Source organism: Burkholderia sp. JKS000303 (assembly GCF_002563755.1).
In the GTDB taxonomy this organism is placed as follows: Bacteria; Pseudomonadota; Gammaproteobacteria; order Burkholderiales; family Burkholderiaceae; genus Burkholderia; species Burkholderia anthina_B.
The window spans coordinates 4,673,409-4,698,749 of the sequence record NZ_PDBZ01000001.1 but is presented as its reverse complement, the minus strand read 5'-3'; the positions used below and the strand labels follow the sequence as shown (position 1 = coordinate 4,698,749).

Below are 25,341 nucleotides of genomic sequence, written 5' to 3'. Positions count from 1 at the left end.
AGGTCACATGACAGTCGTTTCTTCGCGCCTCGCAGGCAAGTGCGCATACATCACGGGCGCCGCCGGCGGCCTTGGCCGCGCGATCGCGCGTCGGATGGTCGAGCAGGGCGCGCGCGTATTCCTGACCGACATCGCCGAAGCAGCGGTGCTCGATGCGTTCGCGCAGGAGCTCAACGCGGGGCACGCGGTGCCGGTCGCGTTCGCGGCGACGCAGGACGTGCGCGACGAAGCACGCTGGCAGGCGCTGCTCGTGCAGGCGGTCGACGCGATGGGCGGGCTGTCGGTGCTCGTCAACAACGCCGGCGTCGGGTCGATCGGCTCGCCCGCGCAGATCGAACTCGACGAATGGCGGCGCGTGATGGCGATCAACGTCGAGAGCATCGTGCTCGGCTGCAAGCATGCGCTGTCGTATCTGGCCGAGAGCAGCCCCGCTTCGATCATCAACATCTCGTCGGTGGCCGCGTTCAAGGTCGAACCGGATTTCACCGCATACAACGCGTCGAAAGCGGCGGTCGCGTCGCTGACGAAGTCGGTCGCGATCGATTGCGCGCGCCGCGAGCTCGACGTGCGCTGCAACTCGATACACCCGGCGTTCATCCGCACGGGGATCGTCGAGCCGCTGTTCCAGTCGCTCGGCGAACGCGATGCGACGCGCAAGCTCGCACGCGGCATTCCGCTGCGCCGGCTCGGCGACCCGGACGACGTCGCGCATGCGGCCGTGTATCTGGCGTCCGACGAGAGCCGCTTCGTGACGGCCGCCGAACTCGTGATCGACGGCGGCATGTGCGCGGTCTGACGCGCATCGACAACTACAACCGGAGGAGAACATCGTGTCGACCCAGATGAACCGCCAACTGCTGCTGAAGACGCGCCCGGAAGGGCGCGTCGGCCGCGAACATTTTTCGCTGGTCGACACGCCGGTGCCGGCGCTCGCCGACGGCGAAGTGCTGGTGCGCGTGCTGTATCTGTCGATGGACCCGACCAACCGCGTGTGGATGAGCGACGTGCCGCAATATCTGCCGCCCGTCGCGATCGGCGAGGTGATGCGCGCGCTCGGCATCGGGCGCGTGGTCGCGTCGCGCCATGCGGGTTTCGCGGCAGGCGATCTCGTGCAGGGGCTCGTCGGCTGGCAGGACTATGCGGTCGTCGCGGCCGAGCAGGCCGCGCAGCTCGTGAAGCTGCCCGCGCAGTCGGGCCTGCCGCTGCCGACGCTGCTCGGCGCGTGCGGGATGAGCGGCCTGACCGCGTACTACGGGCTGACCGACATCGCACCGGTGCAGCCGGGCGAGACGCTCGTCGTGTCGGCGGCGGCCGGGTCGGTCGGGTCGATCGCCGGCCAGATCGGCAAGATCCACGGCGCGCGCGTGGTGGGTATCGCGGGCGGCGCGGACAAGTGCCGCTACCTGACCGAGACGCTCGGCTTCGACGCGGCCGTCGACTACAAGGCCGACGATTTCCGCCAGCAACTGAAGGCGGCGACACCGGACGGCGTGCACGTGAACTTCGAGAACGTCGGCGGCGAGGTGATGCGTGCGGTGCTGTCACGGATGGTGATCGGCGGGCGCGTCGCGCTGTGCGGCGTGATCTCGAACTACAACAGCGGCCGCGCGGCCGACGACGTCGGCGTGCTGATCTCGAAGCGGATCACGATGCGCGGTTTCCTGATCCTCGATTACCGCAAGAGCCGCGAAGCGGTGCAGACGCTGTCGGGCTGGCTGCGTGATGGTCGCCTGAAGGCGGAAGAAACCGTCGCAGACGGGCTCGAAAACGCGCCCGACGTGCTGAACCGGCTGTTCGACGGCGACCATCGCGGCAAGCTCGTGCTGCGCGTCGATCCGGACGCGTAAGCGGCACGCTCAGGCATTCGCTTGATCCGGCTTCGCGCAAGCGGGCGTCGATTTAGGACTTGTCCCATATATTGTTCGAGCCGCTCTCCCTAAAGTAATTGCCAGCAAACGGCGGCGTGACATGCGCGTCACGCCGCCGTTTTTTTGCATGGCGGACGGAGGCGGAATATGCGAACGAACGGATGGCGATCGGCACCGGCAACAGTGGGCGATCGCGCGATACGACGCCGTGTCACCGGAAGGCTGCGGATCGTCGTGGCGGGAATCGGCGTGGCGTTCGCGATGTCGGGCGCCGTCGCGGCGGCGCCGGCCGAGGCGGGCGGCATCGTGCGGTTCACCGGCGCGCTCGTCGATCTCTACGACGTGACGCTCGACGCGTCGTCAGTCGAAGCGGCGGGTAGCGCGACGGCGGTGAGGCTCCGGTTCGACGCGCATGGCCGGCGCTTGCCGGGCGCACACGTGACGTTTGCGGGCGCGGACGGCCGGCCGTTGTCGCGCGTGGCCGGTGCCGGGATCGGCGCCACGTGGCGTGACGAGGGCGACAGTCGACGCGTGCCGCTGGTGTCGGGGCGCGCGCACCGGGTCGGTTCGTATGGTGGCGTGATGACGGTCGCGGTGTCGGAAACGGCGACGGGCGCCGTGGCGCCCGTCGTGATCCGCATTCGTCATCCGTGACGGGCCGCGCCCGTTCGTCGCGTCATTCGCCCTGTTCGGCGCGCGCGTAGATGTCCCAGCTCGCCATGAACAGCGCGGCGACGAGCGGCCCGATCACGAAGCCGTTGATGCCGAACAGCGCCATCCCGCCGAGCGTCGAGATCAGCACGACCCAGTCGGGCATCTTCGTGTCCTTGCCGACGAGGATCGGGCGCAGCAGGTTGTCGACGAGGCCGATCACGCCGACGCAGAACGCGACGAGGATCACGCATTTCCAGATCGCGCCGATCGCGAGGAAGTAGAGCGCGGCGGGCACCCACACGAGGCTCGCGCCGATCGCCGGCAGCAGTGACAGGAACGCCATCAGCGCACCCCACAGCACGACGCCCTCGATCCCGAGGATCCAGAAGATCAGCGCGCCGAGCGCGCCCTGCACGAGCGCGACCGCGATGTTGCCCTTCACGGTCGCCCGCACGACGGTCGTGAACTTCGCGAGCAGCAGGTTCTTGTGCTCTTCGTCGAGCGGCATCGCGCGGCGCACGCGCCGGCCGATCTCGCCGCCGTCGCGCAGCAGGAAGAACACCATGTACAGCATCACGCCGAAGCTCACGACGAACTGGAACGTGTTCTGGCCGATGCTGAGCGCCTGGGCCGCCGCGAACTGGCTGATCTGCGCGGCGCCGTCGGTCAGCTTCTTCTGGATGCCGGGGATGTTGGTCAGCCCGTATTTCTGCAGCAGGTTCTGGATCGACGTCGGCAGCGCGTGAATGATGTCGTGGAAGTACTGCGAATAGTTCGGCTGCGCGCTCTTCAGTTCCTGGTACACGTACGCGATTTCCTGCACGAGCGTGGCCGCGACGAACACGAGCGGCAGGATCACGATCAGGATGATCAGCGACATCGTGACGAGCGCGGCGAGGTTGCGCCGCTTGCCGAAGCGCGCGGCGAGCCAGCGCTGCACCGGCTGGAACAGGATCGCGAGAATGGTGCCCCAGAAGACGGCGCCGGAGAACGGCGCGAGAATCCAGCACAGTCCGACGGTGACCGCGAACAGCAGGAAATAGAAGAATTTTTGGTGATCGTGTCCGCTATCCATGGATGGTTCGCGCAGATTGATGCCTGGTTTGATGGAATCTCGTTGCCCCGGGCGCGATCGGCTCGCGAACGTCACGGAGTTCGCGGCGCAGCACGCGGCGGGGCGGCCCGATCGCAGTATGCCCGCAAAGGTGTCGCCATCATAGCCGGGGCGCGCGGCGCAGATGAAAACGCCGCGACCGAAGCCGCGGCGTTGCCGGGAAAGCCGGTGCGGCGACGCCGCGCCGGATCGTCAGATGTTGAGCCTGGTGACCTTGGTGCCGTTCACCGACAGGTCGCCCATCAGGCCGGCGTTGGTCAGCACCAGCACCTCGACCGGTGCGGTGGCCGTGTTGGAGTCGACCGCGCCGTTCGCGCCGACCTTCACGACCGCGACGGAGGCGTCGGCGCCGGCCGACCAGCCTTCGGACTTGCGGAACGAGTCGAGCGCATCCTGCGTCATGAACAGGAACACGATCGCCTTCGATTGCGCGCCGGCCTGCAGGCCGACCGACAGCGACGACGTGTTGTAGTAGCCGACGGTGCTGCCGCCGACGCGCAGTGCGCCGTTGCCGGACTGGCCGCCGACGATGAAGCCTGCCTGCAGCACGTTCGGGAACACGAGCACGCCGCGCGATTTCGAGACGAGCTCACGCGAGCCCGGCACCGTCGAATAGAGGCGCGACAGCGTCGCGTTCACGCTCGCGTCGATCGACTCGCGTTTCGACGCGCTGGCGGATGCGCTCTCGGGTTTGTCAGGCGTGGTGGTGCAGCCGGCAAGTGCGAGACTGCCGAGCATGACGGCGGCGGCGGCTTTCAGGGCGAGGGACTTCTGCATGGCGATTCTCCTTCGTTGTCGGGTTGATGACGGACGGGGCGGCCCCGTTCAACGGCGGGAAAGGAGCAGGCCGGCGACGAACGCGAGGCCCGCGACGACGCCCGCGGTTTGCCACGGGTTGTCGTGCACGGCTTGCGACACGCGTTCGGCCGAATCGCGCAGCCGGGCGGCTGCGGAGCCCGATGCGTAATCGAGCGTGCTGCGTGCTTCATCGAGCCGCGACTGCACGCGCTTGCGCAGCGCAGCGATGTCGCCGTCGCCATCGTTCTTCAGCAGATCTTCGAGTTCGTCGACGAGTCCGCGCAGATCGTCGGTCACGTCCGCATGCAGGTCGCGGGCGGCCGAGCGCGTCGTGCGTCCCACGCGCCGGCCGGTGCGACGGATGTCGGACAGGCCGCGGTCCAGCTTGTGTTCGATCGAGTCGGTGAGCGCCATGATGTTTATCCTCCTTCGATTTGATTGACAGGCCAATTTGAAGATAAGACGAATCCCAGCAACTAGTGTGATTCACATCATCCAATTGAGTTTCGAGACAAATTTTCAATTCGTCGGCGGGATGCCGTGAAAGCCCCGCCGCAGGGGGCGGGGCGGCGGTTGAAAAAATTTCGCGCTTCTGGCGAGACGGCGTTGCGTTGCATGTTCACGAAGTGAAAGTACGGTAAATATGGCGTCGCCCGAGTGATCAGGTAAATAGTGCCATTGCACGCGTCGGCTTGATGCAATTGCACTAAGCGCCGTTTTTCCAACGGAGCACAGTGCGTGCCCGCCGCGGTTCACGCGCCGCTTTCCGCCAGCGCCAGGTCGATGACGATCGGATCGTGGTCCGACGAGCGATAGGCGTCGGGTGCGTAATACACGGCCCGTTGCGCCGGCGTTTTGTAATCGGGCACGGATTGCAGTGCGCTCGGTTCGTCGGCATTGATGTGCCAGGCATGCACGGCCTTCACGCGCGCGGCGAGCGGCGCGGTGGCGAGCGCGTGGTCGAGGTTGCCGGCTTCGCCGCGGAAGACGTAGCTGTAGCCGGCATTGCCGAGAAAGCGGGCGACGAGATTCGCGTAGCCGCGCGACTCGAGCGCGCGCAGCGGATCTTCCTTCGCGTAGCTGTTCAGGTCGCCGATCAACAGCACGCCGTCGGCTGCGACGCCGGTCGGCGAGGTGGCGAGCCAGTCGGCGACGCGTGCGGCCGCGCGCGTGCGCGTCGCGTTCCAGCAGCCCTGGCCGTCCTGCTGGTCGAGATCCGGGCCGGTCGCGTTCGGGCAATTCTTCGACTTCAGGTGGTTGACCGCGACGGTGAACGCACGGGTTCCGTCGATGCGCCGGAATGTCTGCGCGAGCGTCGGCCGGCTGCGGCCGGCGAGCGCGACGGTGGCGGCGCGCCCGACGGGTTCGATCGTCCGGCTGTCGTACAGCAACGCGACCGCGATCGCGTCGCGACCGAGCCGCGCGGTGCCGGGATCGACCGCGCGCCAGCCGTCGCCGAGCCGGGCCGCGAGCCGCTGCACGGCGCTCGCGGGGCCATGACCGTTGTTCGCGATTTCCATCAGGCCGATCACGTCGGCGCGCAGTGCGCGCAACGCGGCGACGATCTTCGCTTCCTGGCGCGCGAATGCGGCGGGCGTCTTCGCGCCGCGATTGGCGGGATCGCCGAAGCCGCCGCCGCGGCCGTCGCCGTTGAAATAGTTGAAAACGTTGAACGAGGCGACGCGCACGTCGGCCTGCGCATGCCGCGTGGGCGCATCGGCTCGCGGATTCGACGCGGCATCGAAGATCGGTGCCGACGCCGGCACCGGCTGCAGCCGCCACGATCCGTAGCGCATCTCGAGCACGCCTTCGACACCGCGCACCGTGTAGCCCGCGCGCAGCGTGTTGGCGGCGCTCAGCGCGGGCGGCGGATAGCGGACGGTGGCCGGCGTCACGCGACTCGAACCGTCGTCGAGCACGATGCGGTTGCGGGCATTGGCCGCCGCCTGCGCAGCGGCGTCGGCTGGCGACGCCACCTGGGTCGGAATCTGCAGACGGCCGTTGCTGAGCACGATGCTGCCGTAGCGGCCGAGTGCATAGGTGTCGCTGACCGTCAGCGTTTGCGCGAACCTCACCCGCATGCCTTCGTGCGCGGCGAACACGGCCAGCGTGTCGACCGGCAGCACGAGCGCTGCCGGGGTGACGGTCTGCCCGCGCGCGCAGACGGCCACGTGACCCGACAGCGCGAACTGCGTGCGGCCGTATTTCTGTTCGACGCGTCCGGTCAGATGCACGAGATCGCCGGGGGTCGCCCGCGCGTGCGGTGCGTAGACGAACAGGCCTTCGGAGACGCCCGGCCGCTGCCGCCGCTGTGCGTCGGCCTGCTGGACGAAGAATCCGCCGAAGCCGTCGGGACCGCCGAATGCCGCGGTGACGACCGCCTCGATCGACATGGTTCGTCCGGCCAGCGGCGAACGTCCGCTGCGGTCGCGGATGTCGGCGATCGCCGAGGTTGCGCCGCCGCAGCCGGCGCTGACCGGCGGCGTGGCGATGGCGGGCAGGGCGGAACAGACGAGCGATGCGGCGAGCACGAGCGACGGCAGCAGGCGTGACATGAGGCGGTCCACTGGAAGAAAATTCGAAGGTTCGGGAAAGCATGTTGACGGCAAAATCGCGTGCTGCGATCGAAATGGCCGTTCGGCCAGTGCCGGATGGCCAACGATGCCGGCGGGGCCGGCCGCGGCTGTTACGCTCTGCACCTGACCTGCCGTTGCGCATCGTTTTCGGGTGCATTCCGAACGCTTTCGCACACGGCCTCACCAGGAGATCTTCATGGCCTACATGCTGTTGATTGTCGAACCGACCGGCCAGCGCGCCGAACGCACGCTCGAGGACGGGCAGGCGCTGTATGCGCGGATGGTCGATTTCGCCGAGACGCTGAAAGCGCGCGGCGTGCTGCGCGGCGTCGAGTCGCTGGAGCGCGCCGAGCGCGCGACCCGCGTGCAGGTCCGCGACGGCGAGACGCGCCTCGTCGACGGCCCGTTTGCCGAAGCGAAGGAGATGGTCGGCGGCTTTTTCCTCGTCGACGTCGATACGCGCGACGAGGCGATCGAAATCGCACGCCAGTGCCCGGCCGCGCAATGGTGCACGGTCGAGGTGCGCGCGGTCGGCCCGTGTTTCCTGTGAAGGCAATGCGTCGGTATTTACCCTGATTCGTCGTGCGGCACGTCGATCCGGGTAGGCGCCGTCCGTCGTCCGGATAAGGCGCCGATGAACGGTTGCCCCTTTTCACCGACGACAAGGAGTGAACGATGCGATTCATGATCATGATCCGGGCGAACGCCGTCAGCGAATCCGACGCATTGCCGGACAACCGGCTGGTCGAGGCCATGACGGTCTATCACGAGGAACTCGCCAAGGCCGGCGTGCTGCTCGATGCGAATGGCCTGCGGCCGAGCTCGCAGGGCTGGCGTGTGCGTTACACGGGGGGCAAGGGCAAGGTGGTCGACGGCCCGTTCGCCGAAACGAAGGAATTGATCGCCGGCTATACGCTGATCCAGGTGCGTTCGCGCGACGAGGCGCTCGAATGGACGCGGCGCTTTCCCGCGCCGTTCGGCGCGGAGATGGATTGCGAGGTCGAGGTGCGTCCGCTGTTCGAGCTGGACGACCTGACGCCGAGCGAAGCGGTCGAGCGGTTCCGCGAGCTCAACGTCGGGCGCGGCCACGCCGTCTGACGCCACCATTGCCGGAGCGACCGCCATGCACCGAACGATCTTCCTCAGCCTGCCCGTGGCCGACCTGCCGCGCGCGCAAGCGTTCTATGTCGCGCTCGGCTTCGACGTCGTGCCGGCCTATACCACCGACCAGTCCGTCTGCGTCCGGATCAGCGACGCGATCTTCGCGATGCTGCTCGAGCGGCCGTTGTTCCAGACCTTCACCGGCAAGACGATCGTCGATCCGGCGACGCACGTGCAGGTGCTGCCGTGCCTGTCGTGCGAGAGCCGCGCCGAGGTCGACGCGGTCGTCGCGAAGGCGCGCGCGGCCGGCGGCACCGTGCCGCGCGCGCCGCAAGCGGATCCTGGCATGTACACCCACGAGTTTGCGGACCCGGACGGCCACGAGTGGGGGCTGTGCGCGGCCGCACAGGGGCCGGCGTCGTGACGCGCGAGGCGACCCATCGTGCGATCGAAGCGGTGTGGCGAATCGAGGCGCCGAAGATCATCGCGCGCGCCGCGCGCGTGGTGCGCGACCTCGGCGTGGCCGAGGAGCTTGCGCAGGACACGCTCGTCGCGGCGCTCGAGCACTGGCCCGTCGACGGCGTGCCCGACAACCCGGCGGCCTGGCTGATGACGGCCGTGAAGCGTCGCGCGCTCGACCGGGTCCGGCAGGAGTCGCTGCATGCGGCGAAGCGCGACCAGCTCGGTCATGAAATGGACGCGCTCGACGCGCACGTCGTCCCCGACATCGCGGATGCGCTCGCCGATGCGCGCGACGACGACATCGGCGACGACCTGCTGCGGCTGATCTTCACGTCGTGCCATCCGGTGCTGTCGACCGACGCGCGCGTCGCGCTGACGTTGCGGCTGCTCGGCGGGCTGACCACGGGCGAGATCGCGCGCGCGTTCCTGTCGCCCGAGCCGACGATCGCGCAGCGCATCGTGCGCGCGAAGCGCTCGCTCGCGGCGGCGCGCGTGCCGTTCGAGGTGCCGTCCGCCGACGCGCGGCCCGCACGGCTCGCGTCGGTGCTCGAAGTGGTCTACCTGATATTCAACGAAGGCCATGCGGCGACCGCGGGCGACGACTGGACCCGCCCGGCGCTATGCGACGAGGCGCTGCGCCTCGGCCGTGTGCTGGCCGGGCTCGCGCCGGACGAAAGCGAAGTGCTCGGGCTCGTCGCGTTGATGGAGCTGCAGGCGTCGCGCATGCATGCGCGCACCGATGCGCAGGGGCGGCCGGTGCTGCTGCTCGACCAGGACCGCAGCCGCTGGGATCCGCTGCTGATCCGGCGCGGCCTCGCGGCACTCGAGCAGGCGACGAAGCTTGGCGGCGTGCGCGGGCCGTATGCGCTGCAGGCCGCGCTCGCGGCCTGCCATGCGCGTGCGCGGCACGCGTCGGACACCGACTGGGCGCAGATCGTCGCGCTGTACGACGCACTCGCGGAAGTCGCGCCTTCGCCGGTCGTCGAGCTCAATCGCGCGGTGGCGGTAGGGATGGCGTTCGGGCCGGCCGCGGCGCTCGAACTCGTCGACGCGCTGCGCGACGATCCCGCACTCGCGCGCTATCACTGGCTGCCGAGCGTGCGCGGCGACCTGCTCGCGAAGCTCGGCCGCGCGGACGAGGCGAAAGTCGAATTCCGGCGCGCGGCGGAATTGACCCGTAACGCGCGCGAAAGGGAATTGCTGCTCAGGCGTGCGATGGATGCGTGAAGTATGTCGCCGCCCCGACCACACCTTTAGGCCGTGTCGCAAGGAGCCGACCCGATCCGGCCGCCAATCTTCTTCCAATCGGCCGGTCGACCAGTCACCGCGCGCCATTCCGGCCCGCGCATTCCGTATCGTCCCCGGATTCCCGCCGGCCGCCCGCTATCGGCCGCATTGAAAAAGCCTATTGGGGGATGCGAACGCGAGCGCCTAGATTAAAGAGCACGACGCGTGCGCGCTTTGCAAACGCATCGTTCCCCACATACATCATCGGCCCGGCTTTGCAGGCGGCCGCGCCGACTCGAACGGAGGCGCAAATGGCTCAACTCAAGGGCAGCAAGACCGAAGAGAATCTGAAGGCCGCATTCGCGGGCGAGTCGCAAGCGAACCGGCGCTATCTGTATTTCGCTTCGAAGGCCGACGTCGAAGGCCAGAACGACGTCGCCGCGCTGTTCCGCTCGACCGCCGAAGGCGAAACGGGCCATGCGCATGGCCACCTCGAATACCTGGAAGCCGTCGGTGATCCGGCCACGGGTTTGCCGTTCGGCTCGTCGCGGCAGAATCTCGAATCGGCGATCGCCGGCGAGACGCACGAATACACCGACATGTATCCGGGCATGGCGAAGGCCGCGCGCGACGAAGGCTTCGACGAAATCGCGAACTGGTTCGAGACGCTGGCGAAAGCCGAGCGCAGCCACGCGAACCGCTATACGAAGGCGCTGGACGTGCTCGTCGACTGACGCGGGCCCACGCAAGGCCGCACGACTCGCCGCGGCACGTCGCGCGGGCCGTGCGTTGATCGCCGTCCGCATCGCGCGGGCGGCGCGCCCGCGCGCATGCGCGCCATGCTGGAGCGCCCCATGCCCCACAAGGAAGGCAGTCTCGAAGCCCCGACCCGGCATCCGCTCGACTGGCAGTCCGACACGTTCTACGACCAGGCCGCGATCGATGCGGAAATGACGCGCGTGTTCGACATCTGCGCCGGATGCCGGCGCTGCGTGTCGCTGTGCGGCGCATTCCCCACGCTGTTCGATCTCGTCGACGACACGCCGATGGGCGACGTCGAGGAAGTGTCGAAGGATGCATTCGGCAAGGTCGTCGACCAGTGCTATCTGTGCGACCTCTGCTACATGACGAAGTGTCCGTACGTGCCGCCGCACGCATGGAACGTCGACTTCCCGCACCTGATGCTGCGCGCGAAGGCCGCACGCTACCAGCGCGGCGAAGCGCCGCTGCGCGACAAGGTGCTGTCGAATACCGACGCGCTCGGCCATCTCGCGGGCATTCCGGTCGTCACGCAGACGGTGAACGCGGTGAATCGCACGCCGCCCGCGCGCCACGCACTCGAAGCGGCGCTCGGCGTCGATCGCAACGCCTGGCTGCCCGAGTTCGCGCCGCGCAAGTTCCGGCGCGCCGCGAAGCGCTCGGACGGCCCGCCGGCGCGCGACGGCGAGCGCACGCCCGGCAAGGTCGCGATCTACGCGACGTGCTACGTGAACTTCAACGAGCCGGGCATCGGTCACGACCTGCTCGCGATCCTCGCGCACAACGAGATTCCGTACGAGCTCGTCACGCGCGAAGCGTGTTGCGGGATGCCGCTGCTCGAGCAGGGCAACCTCGCGGGCGTCGCCGCGAAGAAGGCCGTGAATCTTCCGGTGCTGGAGCGCTATGCGCGCGAAGGCTATGCGCTGATCGGCGCGATCCCGAGCTGCGTGCTGATGTACAAGAGCGAACTGCCGCTGATGTTCCCCGGCGACGAAGCCGTGCGCGCGGTGGCCGACGCATTCTGGGATCCGTTCGAATACATGATCGCGCGGCACCGCGACGGGCTGTTGAAGACCGATTTCAAGAACGGTCTCGGCACCGTGTCGTACCACGTGCCGTGTCACGCACGCGTGCAGAACATCGGCCGCAAGACGGCCGACACGCTGTCGCTCGTGCCCGATACGCGCGTGAACGTCGTCGAGCGCTGTTCGGGGCACGCGGGCACGTTCGGCGTGAAGAAGGCCTTCCATGCGGACGCGATGCGCATCGGCGCGCCCGTGTTCAAGGCGATGGCCGAACCGAAACCGGATTTCATCTCGTCGGACTGCGCGCTCGCCGGCCATCACATCGAGCAGGGCATCGACGAACACGGGCTGCCGGCCGCGCCGCTCGCGCATCCGCTGACGCTGCTGCGTCGCGCGTACGGCATCTGAATCGGTCGCTCCGTAACGACATCGACGACATTCGAGGACATCCCATGACGCTGACCCGCGACTCGCTGCTGACGCTCGAAGCGTACGCGAAGATCCGCAAGACCGAACACGCGCGGCTCGTCGCGTACAAGCGCCGTCGCGCGGTGGCGCTCGGCAACCATCTGCGCTTCCTGTTCGAAGACGAGACCACGATCCGCTACCAGATCCAGGAGATGCTGCACATCGAGAAGATCTTCGACGAAGCCGGCATCGACGGCGAACTGGACGCCTATCTGCCGCTCGTGCCGGACGGCACCAACCTGAAGGCGACGCTGCAGATCGAATACGAGCACGAAGCCGAACGGCGCGCGGCGCTCGCGCGGCTGATCGGTGTCGAGGATCGCGTGTACCTGCACGTCGACGGGCATCCGGATGTCTATGCGATCGCCGACGAGGATCTCGATCGCGACAACGCGGAGAAGACGTCGGCTGTTCACTTCGTGCGCTTCGAACTGAGCGAGCCCGTGCGCGCGGCGCTCAAGGACGGCGCGACGCTGTCGATCGGCTGCGACCATCCGGCCTATACGGTGCCGCCGCAACGCATCGACGCGGACGTGAGCGCATCGCTCGTCGGCGATCTGCGCTGACGCACGGCCATCCGGTCGCGCGCTTGCCCGCCGCTGTTGCCGAGGATGTAACAAACCTGTCCAGGCTTGCATGTCGGGGAGCAATGTGCGTCGCCGGCCGCAGCGCTTTCATCATCCGCAGAGAAACAATAAAAAGATTGTGCACGGAGATAATTCAGTTGATCCGTATTCGAACGATTTACCGATCCGTGAATATCTTGTTACGAAATTTTCCCTGATTTACCGATTTTAGGAAGCAATTCGGACGAGTGTTGCCGGAGAGGGTCGGAACGCCCGCTGAAGCCTGTTGTAAGGACTGCCGTCATCCCCCGCAAAGCCCCGCCAGACGGGGCTTCCCAGCTCCGCTCATAAAGATCGCGTAAAAAAATTCATGCGTAAATAGATTACGCATCCATGGCAGGTTGTTTCAGTGAGTAACATTAAGTCATTGTCATATTGAGATAAACCCTGAGGGTGGTATGCTTCGTGCACAAAAATTCCCACATTGGAGTGAGACCGTGATTTGTGCATCATTGCCGGGAATGGCGGCACCGTGAAAGTGCGGTGCTGCGCCGGCGTGCACAACAATCGGATAACCATAATGTGCAACCGTGCCGCCCCGTGACGCGATGCGTGACGACGGCGCCGTCAATCGCAGCCCCGGCCTGGCTGCGTGGAGAAATCTACTATGTTCTTCGATGAGCTTAACGATGAAGAGTGGTTTCGTCTTTCAACGCTGATCGCCGATGAACCCATCCGGCTGAACCGTCGGGGCCGTCCACGAGCCGAACCGCGCGTCGTCGCCAACGCGGTGCTCTGGATCCTGACGACTGGTGAAGCCTGGTCCAAACTGCCCGGGCGTTATCCGTCCGGGCCGACGTGCCGTCGCCGCTACGAAGAGTGGCTCGCGAACGGCACGCTGCTGCAGATGATCGACGTGCTGACCCAGTTCAGCGGGCGCGCGTTCGCGTACGTTCCGCCGCCGCCCGTGCCGGTCGCGCCGGCGTGCCGTGCGGAGCCCGTGCCCGACAACGATCGGCTGCGCGGCGTGTTCTGGCAGAACCCCGAGTCCTGGCAACTGCCGGGCGCGCAGGCGAGTGCGTGGGACGGCGAAGGCGCGTCGCTTGTCGCGCTGTCGAGCGACGACGCGGTGGCGTCGTCCGATGCGTCGTTCGCGGTGCCGGGCGCGGCGCCCGCCGGGCTGCGCCACGGGCGTCCGACCGCGGCGAGCTTCGCCGCGGCCGAACCGCAAGTCGACGAATATCGCGGCTACACGATCTGCGGTCTGGCGCAGCCGGTGCAGAACCTGATGTATCGCGCGTGGGCCGAGATCATGCAGGACGACCGGCGCGTCGAGCGCTCGGGCCTGATCGGTCCGCGCTTCACCGATGCCGACGAAGCGGAGCAGTACGCGCTCGACTGGGCGCGTCAGTGGATCGATCGCCATGGTGCGAGCGACGAGCCGGCGCACACGCCGCAAAGCGAGGTGCTGGCCGGTTTGTCCGTGCTGGCGCGGGCGGAGTCGGACATCAAGCGCTTCATCGCCGAGCGTCGCGCCGGTGCGCTGTCCGAGAGCCGCAACGATCCCGTCCAGTCGGATCGCCACGAGTATGCATACCGCGTAGGTTGATCGTCATCCGAACGAAAGCGCGCGGGCCGTCGTGTGCCACGATGCCCGCGCGATCTGCTGGTTGCCTTCCCGTTTCTCCGTCATGCCGGGCGCGCCGTCGATGCGGCGCGCCCGGCATGCGTTGTTGCGTCATTCGCGGCCGTAGGTATCGTCGAAGCGGACGATATCGTCCTCGCCGAGATAGGCGCCCGACTGCACCTCGATCAGTTCGAGCGGCATCTTGCCCGGGTTCTCGAGACGGTGCGACACGCCGAGCGGGATGTACGTCGATTCGTTCTCGGACAGCAGGAACGTTTCTTCGCCGCGCGTGATGCGCGCGGTGCCGCGCACGACGATCCAGTGTTCGGCGCGGTGGTGGTGCATCTGCAGCGACAGGCGCGCGCCCGGCTTCACGACGATGCGTTTCACCTGGAAGCGTTCGCCCATGTCGACCGAATCGTAGTGGCCCCACGGGCGATGCACCTTGCGGTGATCGGTGGCTTCCGTGCCGCGGACGGCCTTGATGCGGCCGACGATTTTCTTCACGTCCTGCACGCGGGACTTGTCGGCGACGAGCACGGCGTCGGGCGTTTCGACGACGACGAGGTTCTGCGTGCCGACGCACGCGATGAGCCGGCTTTCCGAATGCGCGAAGGTCGACTCGGCGTTTTCGAACAGCACGTTGCCGCGGCCGACGTTTTGGGCGTCGTCCTTCGGCAGGATTTGCCAGATCGCGTCCCACGAACCGACGTCCGACCAGCCGGCATCGAGCGGCACGACGACGCTTTCGCACAGCAGCGGCTGGTTCGCGAGTGGCTCCATCACCGCGTAGTCGATCGAGTTCGACGGCGCTGCGGCGAATGCGTCGCGATCGACGCGGAAGAAGTCACCGTCCTGCTTGCCCTGCGCGACGGCGCGCTCGCAGGCTGCATAGATGTCGGGTTCGAGCTGGCGGATCGCGTTCAGCCAGACCGACGCGCGCACGATGAAGATCCCGCTGTTCCACCAGTATTCGCCGGATGAGACGTACTGCTGAGCGAGTTCGAGATGCGGTTTTTCGACGAAGCGATCCAGGCGGCGCACATCGAGGCCGCCGGTTGCGGCATCGCCGAGCGGCGCGCCGACGCGGATGTAGCCGTAGCCCGTTTCCGCGCGGGCCGGCACGATGCCCATCGTCGCGATTTTGCCCTGGGCCGCGCAGCGCACGCCGGCCGCGACGGCCGCGTGAAAGCGCGGCAGGTCGGCCACTGCGTGGTCGGCCGGCATCACGGTCATCACGGCGTCGCCGCCGGTCGCGACGATCCGAAGCGCGGCGAGCGTCAGCGCGGGTGCGGTGTCGCGGCCGAGCGGTTCGAGCATGATCGACGCGGACTTGCCGGCGACGCGCAGTTGTTCGGCGGTCGTGAAGCGGTGATCCTCGCCGCACACGATCAGCACGTCGTCGTTCAGCGGGTGGCTGGTCTCGAGATCGTCGAGGCGCAGCGCGGTGGATTGCAGCAGCGAATGATCGCCGAGCAGGCCGATCAGCTGTTTCGGATAGTGTTCGCGCGACATCGGCCACAGACGCGTGCCGGAACCGCCGGCAAGGATCACCGGCTGCACCGCGACGCGCGTACCGGCGTCGCTTGCGGCGGAAGAAGCATGGCGCGTATCGGCTACCACGGCCGGAGCATTCATGATGACACTCTCCTCGAATTGAAGTCAGGCCTGTTTGTAGCATGAAGTAAATCGACAATAAAACCGAGGCCGTTGCACGATATTCGCCGGATACCTATCCGGGAAATTTTTCCGCGATAGCATCGGATGCAAATAAAAAAATAAAAAATAATTCGGCGATGCAGCCGGGATCGCCTGCCTGCAAAGGGTTGCCGGAATCCGTAAAGATTTCGAAAACTTCCCGATTCGCGCTCGATTCGGGAAAACCTGCCGATTTAATTCCAGAATATCGCGGCAAGAATTTCCGATTATTTTTCGAAATACTTGTGCGCTTGAGAGTGGATTTTCTTACCGCTTCAATAGCGTCATGCAACGTTTGAATCGAATGTGCGGCATGGGCTGCACAAGGAGCTGTTCGGCAAACGCCTGTTCAAAGAGGAAGCAGACATGTTGAGCGTGCTGGCGAGAGTCATCGATATCGCGATGGTCGTGACGGGGGCCGTGCTCGCCGCCGCGCTGCACGGCGGTAGCGTCTGGTTCAACGACCTGCAGCGCACGATGGTGCTGTTCGACTGCCTGCTCGTCGTCGTGTGTTTTCCGGCGTTCGGCATCTACCAGTCGTGGCGCGGCAAGCGTCTGGTCGGGCTGATGGGGCGCGTCGCGTTTGCATGGCTCGTGGTCGAGCTGGCGGGCATCCTGATGAGTTTCAGCTTTCATCAGTCGGGCGAACTGTCGCGGTTGTGGCTCGGCTACTGGGCCGTCACGACGATGACGCTGCTGGCCAGTTCGAAGGCGTGTGTGCATGCGGTGCTGCGCCGGTTGCGTCGCGGCGGCTACAACCTGAAGGCGGTCGCGATCGTCGGCGGTACGCCGGCAGCGCGGCGGCTGATCGCGCAGATGCGGGCGCGGCCGGAAGCAGGCTTCAACCCGGTGTGCGTGTACGACGAAAGTGCGGCGGCGGGCGATGTGGCGCTCGACGACGTGCGCATCGAGCGGCAGTTCGAATCGCTGGTATGGCTCGTGCGCAGTCGCGCGATCCGCGAGCTGTGGCTCACGCTGCCGATCGCGGAAGAGCGCCGGATGTACCAGATCGTGACGGCGTTTCGCCACGACTTCGTGAACATCCGCTTCATCCCGGACGTGCGCAGCCTGTCGTTCTTCAACCAGGAAGTGGTGGAGTTGCTCGGCGTGCCGGCGATCAACCTCGCGGCGTCGCCGATCACCGACGTGCGGATCCTGCCGAAGTTCGTGTTCGACCGGCTGTTCGCGCTGGCGGCGCTCACGATGCTGGCGCCGGTGATGTTGCTGATCGCGTGCCTGATCAAGCTGACGTCGCGCGGGCCGGTGTTCTTCCGCCAGAAGCGCAAGGGCATCGACGGGCACGAGTTCGAGATCTACAAGTTCCGCTCGATGAAGGTGCATCAGGAAGTGGCCGGGCAGGTCACGCAGGCGACCAAGAACGACATGCGCGTGACGCCGGTCGGCCGGTTCCTGCGCCGCACGAGCCTCGACGAACTGCCGCAGTTCATCAACGTGCTGAAGGGCGAAATGTCGGTCGTCGGCCCGCGGCCTCATGCGCTCGCGCACGACGACATCTACAAGGATCTGGTCAAGGGCTACATGTTCCGTTACCGGATCAAGCCGGGCATCACCGGGTGGGCGCAGATCAACGGCTTTCGCGGCGAGACCGACCAGATCGAGAAGATGATGGGCCGCGTGAAGCTCGACCTGTACTACATGCAGAACTGGTCGTTCTGGCTCGACATCAAGATCGTCGTGCTGACGCTGTGGAAAGGCTTCACCGGCAGCAACGCTTACTGAGTCGAGCGCTCCCGGGCTCGTCGCTTCACCGCCAGGCCACGCGACGGACATTCCCCCGGGGTTCCGGTTTTACGAATTTCGAATCATTGGTCAAGAGGTCCGACACATCATGAATCTGACTATCATCGGCAGCGGTTACGTAGGTCTCGTCACCGGCGCCTGTCTCGCCGACATCGGGCACGACGTGTTCTGTCTCGACGTCGACCAGGCGAAGATCGACGTCCTGAACAACGGCGGCGTACCGATCCACGAGCCGGGCCTGAAGGAAGTCATCGCGCGCAATCGCGCGGCGGGCCGCCTGCGTTTCTCGACCGATGTCGAGGCCGCGGTCGCGCACGGCGACGTGCAGTTCATCGCGGTCGGCACGCCGCCCGACGAGGACGGCTCGGCCGACCTGCAGTACGTGCTCGCGGCGGCGCGCAACATCGGCCGTCACATGAAGGGCTTCAAGGTGATCGTCGACAAGTCGACGGTGCCGGTCGGCACGGCCGAGCGTGTGCGCGCGGCGGTCGCCGACGAACTCGCGAAGCGCGGTGACGACCCGATGTTCTCCGTCGTGTCGAACCCGGAATTCCTGAAGGAAGGCGCGGCAGTCGACGATTTCACGCGGCCGGACCGCATCGTGATCGGCTGCGACGACGACGTGCCGGGCGAGCGCGCGCGCGAACTGATGAAGAAGCTGTACGCGCCGTTCAACCGCAACCACGAACGCACGCTGTACATGGACGTGCGCTCGGCCGAATTCACGAAGTACGCGGCCAACGCGATGCTCGCGACGCGCATCTCGTTCATGAACGAGCTGGCGAACCTCGCCGACCGCTTCGGCGCCGACATCGAGGCCGTGCGCCGCGGGATCGGCTCTGATCCGCGCATCGGCTATCACTTCCTGTATGCCGGCTGCGGCTACGGCGGCTCGTGCTTCCCGAAGGACGTCGAGGCGCTGATCCGCACCGCCGACGAGCACGGGCAATCGCTGCAGATCCTGAAGGCCGTGTCGTCGGTCAACGCGACGCAAAAGCGCGTGCTGGCCGACAAGATCGTCGCGCGCTTCGGCGAGGACCTGACGGGCCGCACCTTCGCGATCTGGGGCCTCGCGTTCAAGCCGAACACCGACGACATGCGCGAAGCGCCGAGCCGCGAGCTGATCGCCGAGCTGCTGTCGCGCGGCGCGCGTGTCGCGGCCTACGACCCGGTCGCGCAGCACGAAGCGCGCCGCGTGCTCGCGCTCGATCTCGCCGATCGCGCGGACTGGCTCGAGCGCCTGACCTTCGTCGACGACGAGGCACAGGCCGCGCACGACGCCGACGCGCTCGTGATCGTCACCGAATGGAAGGCGTTCAAGAGCCCCGATTTCGTCGCGCTCGGCCGGCAGTGGAAGTCGCCGGTGATCTTCGACGGCCGCAACCTGTACGAGCCGGAGACGATGACCGAGCAGGGCATCGAATACCACCCGATCGGCCGGCCCGGCTCGCGCCAGGCTGTCGCCGCCCGCGTGCCGGGCGCCGTGCGCGCGAACGCGTAAGCGCCGCGTCACCGTTACCCGTCACTCGAATCGAGACGCCATGTTCCGGAACATCCTGATCGTCTGTCACGCGAACGTCTGCCGCAGCCCGGCAGCGGAAATGCTGTTCAAGTCGCATGCGGCGTCGCGCGGCGGCCCGCGCGTGACGTTCCACTCGGCCGGTGTCCGTGCGAACGACGGCGACGGCATCGATCCGGTGATGCGGCAATTGCTTGCCGAGCGCGGCGTCGATGCGACGACGCACCGCTCGCGGCGGCTGTCGCGCCGGATCGTGCGCGACGCCGACCTGATTCTCGTCAGCGAGCGCGAACAGATCAAGGCCGTCGAATCGGTCGATCCGTTCGCGCGCGGCAAGGTCCACTTGCTGGGCAAGTGGGAGGACGCCGAAATCGCGGATCCGCATGGCGGCCCCGAAGCCGACTATCGCGAGAGCTACTCATTGATCGAACGCCTGGTTCAAGGATGGCTGCAAAAACTATGCTGAAACGTCCCATGCGCCCGCTGGCGCTCGCCGTCGCAATGACGACCTTCCTGTCGGCCTGCGCCACCGCGCCCGGCAACTATCTCGACTCGTCGAACCTGAAGGACGAAGGCCGGCAAGGTCAGGCCGAAACCTATCCGGTTCATTACATCGACGCGAAGCTGGTGATGGATCAGCTGCAGAAGCAGCAGGTCGACCACCCGCTGCCGCCGGGCCGCTATACGGATCCGTCGCAGTACGTGTACCGCGTCGGCCCGCAGGACATCCTCGGCGTCACGGTGTGGGATCACCCCGAGCTGACGACGCCGCAGGGCCAGTCGTTCTCGAGTGGCGGCAACACGACGCAGTCGGTCGCCGGCGCGCTGCAGCAGCCGTATACGACCGCGCTGCCGGGTCAGGCCGATCCGTATGGCCAGACCGTCGCCGCCGACGGCACGATCTTCTTCCCGTTCGTCGGCCGCATTCATGTGGCGGGCAAGACGGTTGCGCAGATCCGCGAACAGATGGCCACCACCCTCGCGCGCTACGTGAAGAATCCGCAGCTCGACGTGCGCGTGCTGTCGTTCCGCAGCCAGAAGGTGCAGGTGACGGGCGAGGTGAAGCAGCCGGGCCCGCTCGCGGTGAGCGACGTGCCGCTGACGCTCGTCGACGCGATCTCGCGCTCGGGCGGCTCGACCAGCGACGCCGACCTGCAGCGCGTGAAGCTCACGCGCGACGGCAAGCTCTACACGCTCGACGCGAACGGCGTGCTCGATCGCGGCGAAGTGAAGCAGAACGTGATGCTGCAGCCGGGCGACATCGTCAACGTGCCGGACCGCAGCGACAGCCGCGTGTTCATCATGGGCGAGGTCAAGACGCCGGTCACCGTGCCGATGCTCAAGGGCAAGCTGACCATCGCCGACGCGCTGACCGCGGGCGGCGGCATCCTCGACACCGATGCGAACCCGCGCAAGATCTACGTGATGCGCGGCATGCGTGACAACCCGACGAAGCCGGAAGTCTTCCGTCTCGACATGACGCAGCCGGATGCGCTGATGCTGTCGAGCCGCTTCCCGCTGCAGCCGCTCGACGTCGTCTACGTCAGCACGGCCAGCTCGGTGCAGTTCAACCGTGTGCTGCAGCAGGTGCTGCCGACGATCCAGACGATCTTCTACATGCGGCAAATCACGCGCTGATAGCCCGCCGGGGCGGCGCCTCCGCCCCGGCACCACTCAAGCGGGAACGAATGGTGAACACGCAAGCGAAACACTCCTACGCGGATCTGACCGCGAAAACCGAGGAAGAGGACGTCGTCCTCGGCCAGTTGCTCCAGGTCATCATGGACGACATCTGGCTGTTGCTCGGCATCGCGGTGACGGTCATCGCGCTGGCCGGCCTCTACTGCTACGTCGCGAAGCCGGTGTACCAGGCCGACGTGCACGTGCGGGTCGAGGGCAACGACAACACGACGCAGGCGCTCACGCAGACGCAGACGGGCGCGATGATCAACAGCGGTCCGCAGCAGGCGCCGACCGATGCGGAAATCGAGATCATCAAGAGCCGCGGCGTCGTCGCGCCGGTCGTCGATCAGTTCAAGCTGAACTTCTCGGTCGTGCCGAAGACGATGCCGCTGCTCGGCAGCCTCGCCGCGCGCATGGCGACGCCGGGCGACCCGGCGCGGCCGTGGCTCGGCCTGAAGTCGTACGCATGGGGCGGCGAAGTGGCCGACATCGACACGGTCAACGTCGTGCCCGCGCTCGAAGGCAAGAAGCTGACGCTGACGGCCGGCCCGAACGACACCTACACGCTGGTCGACGAGAACGGCAACCGGCTGCTGTCGGGCCGCGTCGGTGAATCGGAGCAGGGCGGCGGCGTGACGCTGCTGGTGCAGAAGCTGGTCGCGCGGCCGGGCACGCAGTTCACGGTGGTCCGCTACAACGATCTCGACGCGATCACCGGCTTCCAGTCCGGCATCCAGGTGACCGAGCAGGGCAAGCAGACGGGCGTCGTGCAGATCTCGCTCGAAGGCAAGGATCCGGACCAGACCGCCGCGATCGCGAACGCGCTCGCGCAGTCGTACCTGAACCAGCACGTGATCGCGAAGCAGGCCGAAGCGACCAAGATGCTCGACTTCCTGAAGAGCGAGGAGCCGCGTCTGAAGACCGACCTCGAACGGGCGGAAGCCGCGCTCACGGAGTATCAGCGCACGTCCGGCTCGATCAACGCGAGCGACGAGGCGAAGGTCTACCTCGAAGGCAGCGTGCAGTACGAACAGCAGATCGCCGCGCAGCGCCTGCAGCTCGCATCGCTCGCGCAGCGCTTCACCGACTCGCACCCGATGGTGATCGCCGCGAAGCAGCAGCTCGCGGAACTGCAGGCCGAGAAGGACAAGTTCAGCAACCGCTTCCGCAGCCTGCCGGCGACCGAAGTGAAGGCCGTCCAGCTCCAGCGCGACGCGAAGGTTGCCGAAGACATCTACGTGCTGCTGCTGAACCGCGTGCAGGAACTGTCGGTGCAGAAGGCCGGCACGGGCGGCAACATCCACCTCGTCGATTCGGCGCTGCGTCCGGGCGACCCGGTCAAGCCGAAGAAGGTGCTGATCCTGTCGGCCGCCGTGTTCCTCGGGCTGATCCTCGGCACGGGCGTCGTGTTCCTGCGCCGCAACCTGTTCCAGGGCATCGAGGATCCGGACCGCGTCGAGCGCACGTTCAACCTGCCGCTGTACGGGCTGGTGCCGCAAAGCGCCGAGCAGGTGAAGCTCGACGCCGCGGCCGAGAAGGGCGGCGGCCGGGCGCGGCCGATCCTCGCGAGCCTGCGTCCGAAGGACCTGAGCGTCGAGAGCATGCGCAGCCTGCGCACCGCGATGCAGTTCGCGATGATGGATGCGAAGAACCGCGTGATCGTGCTGACCGGCCCGACGCCGGGCATCGGCAAGAGCTTCCTGACGGTCAACCTCGCGGTGCTGCTCGCGCATTCGGGCAAGCGCGTGCTGCTGATCGACGCCGACATGCGCCGCGGCATGCTCGACCGTTACTTCGGTCTTACCGCACAGCCGGGCCTGTCCGAGCTGCTGAGCGACCAGTCGCCGCTCGAGGAGGCGGTTCGCGAGACGCCGGTGCAGGGCCTGTCGTTCATCGCGGCCGGCACGCGTCCGCCGAACCCGTCGGAGCTGCTGATGTCGACGCGCCTGCCGCAATACCTCGAAGGGCTCGGCAAGCGCTACGACATCGTGCTGATCGATTCGCCGCCGGTGCTGGCGGTGACCGACGCGACCATCATCGGCCGCATGGCCGGCGCGACGTTCCTGGTGCTGCGCTCGGGCATGCATACCGAAGGCGAGATCGCCGACGCGATCAAGCGTCTGCGCACCGCGGGCGTCGATCTGGAAGGCGGGATCTTCAACGGCGTGCCGCCGAAAGCGCGTGGCTACGGTCGCGGCTATGCGGCCGTCCACGAATACCTGAGCGCTTGACCGCATTGCACGACACCGGGCCGGCGCGAGCCGCATCGGCCCGGCCGACTGGAGAACCTCGATGAAAATTTCCGTGCTCGTTCCGACCTATCGGCGTCCCGCCGACCTCGCGCGCTGCCTGCTGGCGCTGCAGCGCCAGCAGCGGCTGCCCGACGAGGTGATCGTCGTCGCGCGCCCGGAGGACGACGCCACGCACGAGCGCCTCGCCGATCCGTCGGTGGGCGGCGCGCTGCCGCTGCGCATCGTGCCGGTCGACGTGCCGGGGCAGGTCGCCGCACTGAACCAGGGGCTCGACTCGGCGAACGGTGACGTCGTCGCGATCACCGACGACGATGCCGCGCCGCGCGCCGACTGGCTCGCGCGCGTCGAAGCCGTGTTCCAGGCCGATCCGCGCGTCGGTGCGGTCGGCGGACGCGACTGGGTTCACGAGAAAGGCCGCGTGCTCGACGCGTCGCGCGAACGCGTCGGCCAGCTCACGCTGTCCGGCAAGATCGTCGGCAACCATCATCTCGGCGTCGGCGGCGCGCGCGAGGTCGACATGCTCAAGGGCGCGAACATGAGCTACCGGCGCGCCGCGATCGAGCGGCTGCGCTTCGACACGCGGCTGCGTGGCGCCGGCGCGCAGGTGCACAACGACATGGGCTTCAGCATGCACGTGCAGCGCGAAGGCTGGAAGCTCGTCTACGACCCGGCGATCGCGGTCGATCATTTCCCGGCCGAGCGCTTCGACGACGACCGGCGCGATGCCGCGTCGCTCAACGCGATCAGCAACGGCGCGTACAACCTGCATCTGATCCTGCGCGAGCATCTGTCGCCGCTGCGGCGCGAGATCGCATGGTGGTGGTGGTCGCTGGTCGGTACGCGCGTCTATCCCGGCTTCGCGCACGTGCTGCTGTCGCTGCATACCGCCAGACGCGAGCGTGTGCACGCGCACTGGCGCGCGGTGCGCCGCGGCGCACGCGATGCGCGCCGCGCGAACCTTGCCTCCCACCGTGCGGCGATGCCGCCGGTGACGTCCTGAACGGGCCGCGCGCATTGCGCACGGCTACACCCGGAGGGTTTGCATGACTTCCACGAAGGTTCACGTCCACCTGTTTTACGGCGCCGATCCGCGTACCTACCGGAAAGGCGAGAACATCGGCTGCCTGTACGGTTATCACCACGCGGAATCCGACGAATTCCGGCTCTCCTATTCGCAGGACCGGCGCGAGGGCCGCCTCGCGAGCCTCGCACGCCGCGGCCTGAAGGCGGCGTTCGGCTTCGACGTCGTGCATGCATGGCGCAATCGCGCCGCGCTGCTGAACACCGACGTGATCTGGACGCACACCGAGCAGGAGCACCTCGCCGCCGCGCTGATCCTGAAGCTGGCCGGCGCGCACGGCAAGCGTCCGCTGCTGCTCGCGCAGAGCGTGTGGCTGTTCGACAAGTGGGGCACCTTCGGCGGCCCGCGCCGCTGGCTGTACCGCAAGCTGCTCGCGCGCGCCGACGCGCTGACCACGCTCGCCCGCGACAACGCCGAGCTGTGCCGCCGCTACCTCGGGCGCGATGCGGAGTTCGTGTACTACGGGCTGAACACGCAGGATTTCCCGCTCACCGAGCCGCAACAGTGGCAGCCGAACCGGCCGCTGCGGATCGCGGCGATCGGCAACGATCGCGATCGCGACTGGCGCACCTTCCTCGCCGCGTTCGGCGGCGACGCGCGCTACGACGTGCGGCTCGCGACGCGCCGCCGCGTGCCGCGCGAGTGGCATGCGCCGAACGTGCAGATCGGCTCGGCGTCCGGGCTCGCGAAACAGCACGAACTGTACGCGTGGGCCGACGTGATCGTCGTGCCGTTGCGGCCGAACTTCCACGCGTCGGGCATCACCGTGATGCTCGAGGCGGCGGCGGTCGGCAAGCCGATGATCGTGTCCGACGTCGGCGGGCTCAGCGACTACTTCCCGCACGACACGGCCGCCTACGTGCCGCCGTTCGACGCGCAGGCGATGCGCCAGGCCGCCGACCGCCTCGTGGCCGACCCGGCTGCCGCGCTCGAACGCGCACGCGCCGCGGCGACCTGCCTGCGCGAGCGCGACCTGACCACGCAGGCGTTCGCCGAGCAGCACGTGCGGATCACGCGCGACATGCTGCGCCGGCGTCGCACGCCGGCCGCCGCGGGCCTGGCGATGCCGCTTGCGGATTCGCGTCCTTCGTCGCAGTGAGTA

The 25,341-nt window shown here is 67.2% G+C and carries 24 protein-coding genes; 18 read left to right on the top strand and 6 right to left on the bottom strand.

The genetic code is table 11. The features are described 5' to 3' along the window. The first annotated feature begins 7 nt into the window (after positions 1-7). The 3 genes from BX604_RS21995 (at position 8) to BX604_RS21985 (ending at position 2,522) form a co-directional block, all read left to right on the top strand. Entirely contained in the window at positions 8-796 is a 789-nt protein-coding gene (locus tag BX604_RS21995; protein ID WP_098552635.1) for an SDR family oxidoreductase, read from the top strand. A gap of 34 nt (positions 797-830) precedes the next feature. Further along, the gene (locus tag BX604_RS21990; RefSeq protein ID WP_098552634.1) at positions 831-1,847 is read left to right on the top strand and encodes an NADP-dependent oxidoreductase; all 1,017 of its coding nucleotides are present in this window, start codon (positions 831-833) and stop codon (positions 1,845-1,847) included. A 168-nt stretch (positions 1,848-2,015) separates the two neighbouring features. Continuing rightward, positions 2,016-2,522 carry a thioesterase gene (locus BX604_RS21985; protein ID WP_098552633.1) on the top strand — a complete coding sequence of 169 codons (507 nt, stop codon included), beginning with the start codon at positions 2,016-2,018 and terminating at the stop codon, positions 2,520-2,522. A gap of 22 nt (positions 2,523-2,544) precedes the next feature. Here BX604_RS21985 and BX604_RS21980 read toward each other — a convergent pair whose 3' ends face one another. From BX604_RS21980 to BX604_RS21965, 4 genes are all read right to left on the bottom strand, one after another. Further along, positions 2,545-3,597 (bottom strand): AI-2E family transporter, encoded by a 1,053-nt coding sequence (locus BX604_RS21980; RefSeq protein WP_098552632.1) that lies wholly within the window; start codon positions 3,595-3,597, stop codon positions 2,545-2,547. A 231-nt stretch (positions 3,598-3,828) separates the two neighbouring features. After that, entirely contained in the window at positions 3,829-4,413 is a 585-nt protein-coding gene (locus BX604_RS21975; RefSeq protein WP_098552631.1) for a BPSL1445 family SYLF domain-containing lipoprotein, read from the bottom strand. Positions 4,414-4,461: 48 nt separating this feature from the next. After that, the gene (locus BX604_RS21970) at positions 4,462-4,848 is read right to left on the bottom strand and encodes a DUF883 family protein (protein ID WP_098552630.1); all 387 of its coding nucleotides are present in this window, start codon (positions 4,846-4,848) and stop codon (positions 4,462-4,464) included. A gap of 338 nt (positions 4,849-5,186) precedes the next feature. Then, a complete protein-coding gene (locus tag BX604_RS21965) occupies positions 5,187-6,989 on the bottom strand; it encodes an ExeM/NucH family extracellular endonuclease (protein WP_098552629.1) in 1,803 nt (600 codons plus the stop codon). A 217-nt stretch (positions 6,990-7,206) separates the two neighbouring features. Here BX604_RS21965 and BX604_RS21960 point away from each other — a divergent pair, with 217 nt between their 5' ends. From BX604_RS21960 to BX604_RS21925, 8 genes are all read left to right on the top strand, one after another. After that, positions 7,207-7,560: a YciI family protein gene (locus BX604_RS21960; RefSeq protein ID WP_098552628.1), complete on the top strand. Its 354-nt coding sequence runs from the start codon at positions 7,207-7,209 to the stop codon at positions 7,558-7,560. Positions 7,561-7,685: 125 nt separating this feature from the next. Continuing rightward, positions 7,686-8,108, top strand: a complete 423-nt coding sequence (locus tag BX604_RS21955; protein WP_098552627.1) for a YciI family protein — start codon at positions 7,686-7,688, stop codon at positions 8,106-8,108. Positions 8,109-8,133: 25 nt separating this feature from the next. Next, positions 8,134-8,535 (top strand): VOC family protein, encoded by a 402-nt coding sequence (locus BX604_RS21950; protein ID WP_098552626.1) that lies wholly within the window; start codon positions 8,134-8,136, stop codon positions 8,533-8,535. Continuing rightward, positions 8,532-9,800 (top strand): RNA polymerase sigma factor, encoded by a 1,269-nt coding sequence (locus BX604_RS21945; protein ID WP_098553020.1) that lies wholly within the window; start codon positions 8,532-8,534, stop codon positions 9,798-9,800. Before BX604_RS21950 ends, BX604_RS21945 begins: the two co-directional genes overlap by 4 nt. A 311-nt stretch (positions 9,801-10,111) precedes the next feature. Continuing rightward, positions 10,112-10,534, top strand: a complete 423-nt coding sequence (locus BX604_RS21940) for a rubrerythrin family protein (RefSeq protein WP_098552625.1) — start codon at positions 10,112-10,114, stop codon at positions 10,532-10,534. A gap of 120 nt (positions 10,535-10,654) precedes the next feature. After that, entirely contained in the window at positions 10,655-11,992 is a 1,338-nt protein-coding gene (locus tag BX604_RS21935; RefSeq protein ID WP_098553019.1) for a heterodisulfide reductase-related iron-sulfur binding cluster, read from the top strand. Between the two features lie 44 nt (positions 11,993-12,036). Beyond that, entirely contained in the window at positions 12,037-12,618 is a 582-nt protein-coding gene (locus tag BX604_RS21930) for a DUF3501 family protein (RefSeq protein ID WP_098552624.1), read from the top strand. 667 nt (positions 12,619-13,285) lie between these two features. Continuing rightward, entirely contained in the window at positions 13,286-14,227 is a 942-nt protein-coding gene (locus BX604_RS21925; RefSeq protein ID WP_098552623.1) for a transposase, read from the top strand. Between the two features lie 129 nt (positions 14,228-14,356). Here the strand turns inward: BX604_RS21925 and BX604_RS21920 are convergent, their stop codons facing one another. Further along, positions 14,357-15,883, bottom strand: coding sequence for a mannose-1-phosphate guanylyltransferase/mannose-6-phosphate isomerase (locus BX604_RS21920; protein ID WP_098552622.1), 1,527 nt, complete (start codon positions 15,881-15,883; stop codon positions 14,357-14,359). A gap of 94 nt (positions 15,884-15,977) precedes the next feature. Then, positions 15,978-16,235 carry a hypothetical protein gene (locus tag BX604_RS38490; RefSeq protein ID WP_143748069.1) on the bottom strand — a complete coding sequence of 86 codons (258 nt, stop codon included), beginning with the start codon at positions 16,233-16,235 and terminating at the stop codon, positions 15,978-15,980. A gap of 74 nt (positions 16,236-16,309) precedes the next feature. Between BX604_RS38490 and BX604_RS21915 the strand changes: the two genes are divergently transcribed. The 7 genes from BX604_RS21915 to BX604_RS21885 all read left to right on the top strand — a co-directional run bounded on the left by BX604_RS21915 (position 16,310) and on the right by BX604_RS21885 (position 25,338). After that, the gene (locus BX604_RS21915; RefSeq protein ID WP_098553018.1) at positions 16,310-17,683 is read left to right on the top strand and encodes an undecaprenyl-phosphate glucose phosphotransferase; all 1,374 of its coding nucleotides are present in this window, start codon (positions 16,310-16,312) and stop codon (positions 17,681-17,683) included. Positions 17,684-17,792: 109 nt separating this feature from the next. Then, the gene (locus BX604_RS21910) at positions 17,793-19,205 is read left to right on the top strand and encodes a UDP-glucose dehydrogenase family protein (protein WP_098552621.1); all 1,413 of its coding nucleotides are present in this window, start codon (positions 17,793-17,795) and stop codon (positions 19,203-19,205) included. Between the two features lie 40 nt (positions 19,206-19,245). Next, a complete protein-coding gene (locus BX604_RS21905) occupies positions 19,246-19,689 on the top strand; it encodes a low molecular weight protein-tyrosine-phosphatase (RefSeq protein WP_057924068.1) in 444 nt (147 codons plus the stop codon). Beyond that, positions 19,683-20,861, top strand: a complete 1,179-nt coding sequence (locus BX604_RS21900; RefSeq protein ID WP_098552620.1) for a polysaccharide biosynthesis/export family protein — start codon at positions 19,683-19,685, stop codon at positions 20,859-20,861. Before BX604_RS21905 ends, BX604_RS21900 begins: the two co-directional genes overlap by 7 nt. A gap of 50 nt (positions 20,862-20,911) precedes the next feature. Then, positions 20,912-23,137 carry a polysaccharide biosynthesis tyrosine autokinase gene (locus tag BX604_RS21895; RefSeq protein WP_098552619.1) on the top strand — a complete coding sequence of 742 codons (2,226 nt, stop codon included), beginning with the start codon at positions 20,912-20,914 and terminating at the stop codon, positions 23,135-23,137. Between the two features lie 61 nt (positions 23,138-23,198). Beyond that, positions 23,199-24,158, top strand: coding sequence for a glycosyltransferase family 2 protein (locus tag BX604_RS21890; protein ID WP_098552618.1), 960 nt, complete (start codon positions 23,199-23,201; stop codon positions 24,156-24,158). A 43-nt stretch (positions 24,159-24,201) separates the two neighbouring features. Beyond that, entirely contained in the window at positions 24,202-25,338 is a 1,137-nt protein-coding gene (locus tag BX604_RS21885) for a glycosyltransferase family 4 protein (protein ID WP_098552617.1), read from the top strand. The last annotated feature ends 3 nt before the right edge of the window (positions 25,339-25,341 follow it).

Coding starts and splice junctions, on each gene's coding strand:
- BX604_RS21950 (WP_098552626.1), top strand. CDS start 8,134: ATGCACCGAACGATCTTCCTCAGCCTGCCCGTGGCCGACCTGCCGCGC.
- BX604_RS21890 (WP_098552618.1), top strand. CDS start 23,199: ATGAAAATTTCCGTGCTCGTTCCGACCTATCGGCGTCCCGCCGACCTC.
- BX604_RS21895 (WP_098552619.1), top strand. CDS start 20,912: ATGGTGAACACGCAAGCGAAACACTCCTACGCGGATCTGACCGCGAAA.
- BX604_RS21955 (WP_098552627.1), top strand. CDS start 7,686: ATGCGATTCATGATCATGATCCGGGCGAACGCCGTCAGCGAATCCGAC.
- BX604_RS21965 (WP_098552629.1), bottom strand. CDS start 6,989: ATGTCACGCCTGCTGCCGTCGCTCGTGCTCGCCGCATCGCTCGTCTGT.
- BX604_RS21970 (WP_098552630.1), bottom strand. CDS start 4,848: ATGGCGCTCACCGACTCGATCGAACACAAGCTGGACCGCGGCCTGTCC.
- BX604_RS21885 (WP_098552617.1), top strand. CDS start 24,202: ATGACTTCCACGAAGGTTCACGTCCACCTGTTTTACGGCGCCGATCCG.
- BX604_RS21925 (WP_098552623.1), top strand. CDS start 13,286: ATGTTCTTCGATGAGCTTAACGATGAAGAGTGGTTTCGTCTTTCAACG.
- BX604_RS21960 (WP_098552628.1), top strand. CDS start 7,207: ATGGCCTACATGCTGTTGATTGTCGAACCGACCGGCCAGCGCGCCGAA.
- BX604_RS21980 (WP_098552632.1), bottom strand. CDS start 3,597: ATGGATAGCGGACACGATCACCAAAAATTCTTCTATTTCCTGCTGTTC.
- BX604_RS21995 (WP_098552635.1), top strand. CDS start 8: ATGACAGTCGTTTCTTCGCGCCTCGCAGGCAAGTGCGCATACATCACG.
- BX604_RS21930 (WP_098552624.1), top strand. CDS start 12,037: ATGACGCTGACCCGCGACTCGCTGCTGACGCTCGAAGCGTACGCGAAG.
- BX604_RS21975 (WP_098552631.1), bottom strand. CDS start 4,413: ATGCAGAAGTCCCTCGCCCTGAAAGCCGCCGCCGCCGTCATGCTCGGC.
- BX604_RS21985 (WP_098552633.1), top strand. CDS start 2,016: ATGCGAACGAACGGATGGCGATCGGCACCGGCAACAGTGGGCGATCGC.
- BX604_RS21905 (WP_057924068.1), top strand. CDS start 19,246: ATGTTCCGGAACATCCTGATCGTCTGTCACGCGAACGTCTGCCGCAGC.
- BX604_RS21900 (WP_098552620.1), top strand. CDS start 19,683: ATGCTGAAACGTCCCATGCGCCCGCTGGCGCTCGCCGTCGCAATGACG.
- BX604_RS21920 (WP_098552622.1), bottom strand. CDS start 15,883: ATGAATGCTCCGGCCGTGGTAGCCGATACGCGCCATGCTTCTTCCGCC.
- BX604_RS21940 (WP_098552625.1), top strand. CDS start 10,112: ATGGCTCAACTCAAGGGCAGCAAGACCGAAGAGAATCTGAAGGCCGCA.
- BX604_RS21910 (WP_098552621.1), top strand. CDS start 17,793: ATGAATCTGACTATCATCGGCAGCGGTTACGTAGGTCTCGTCACCGGC.
- BX604_RS21935 (WP_098553019.1), top strand. CDS start 10,655: ATGCCCCACAAGGAAGGCAGTCTCGAAGCCCCGACCCGGCATCCGCTC.
- BX604_RS21915 (WP_098553018.1), top strand. CDS start 16,310: ATGTTGAGCGTGCTGGCGAGAGTCATCGATATCGCGATGGTCGTGACG.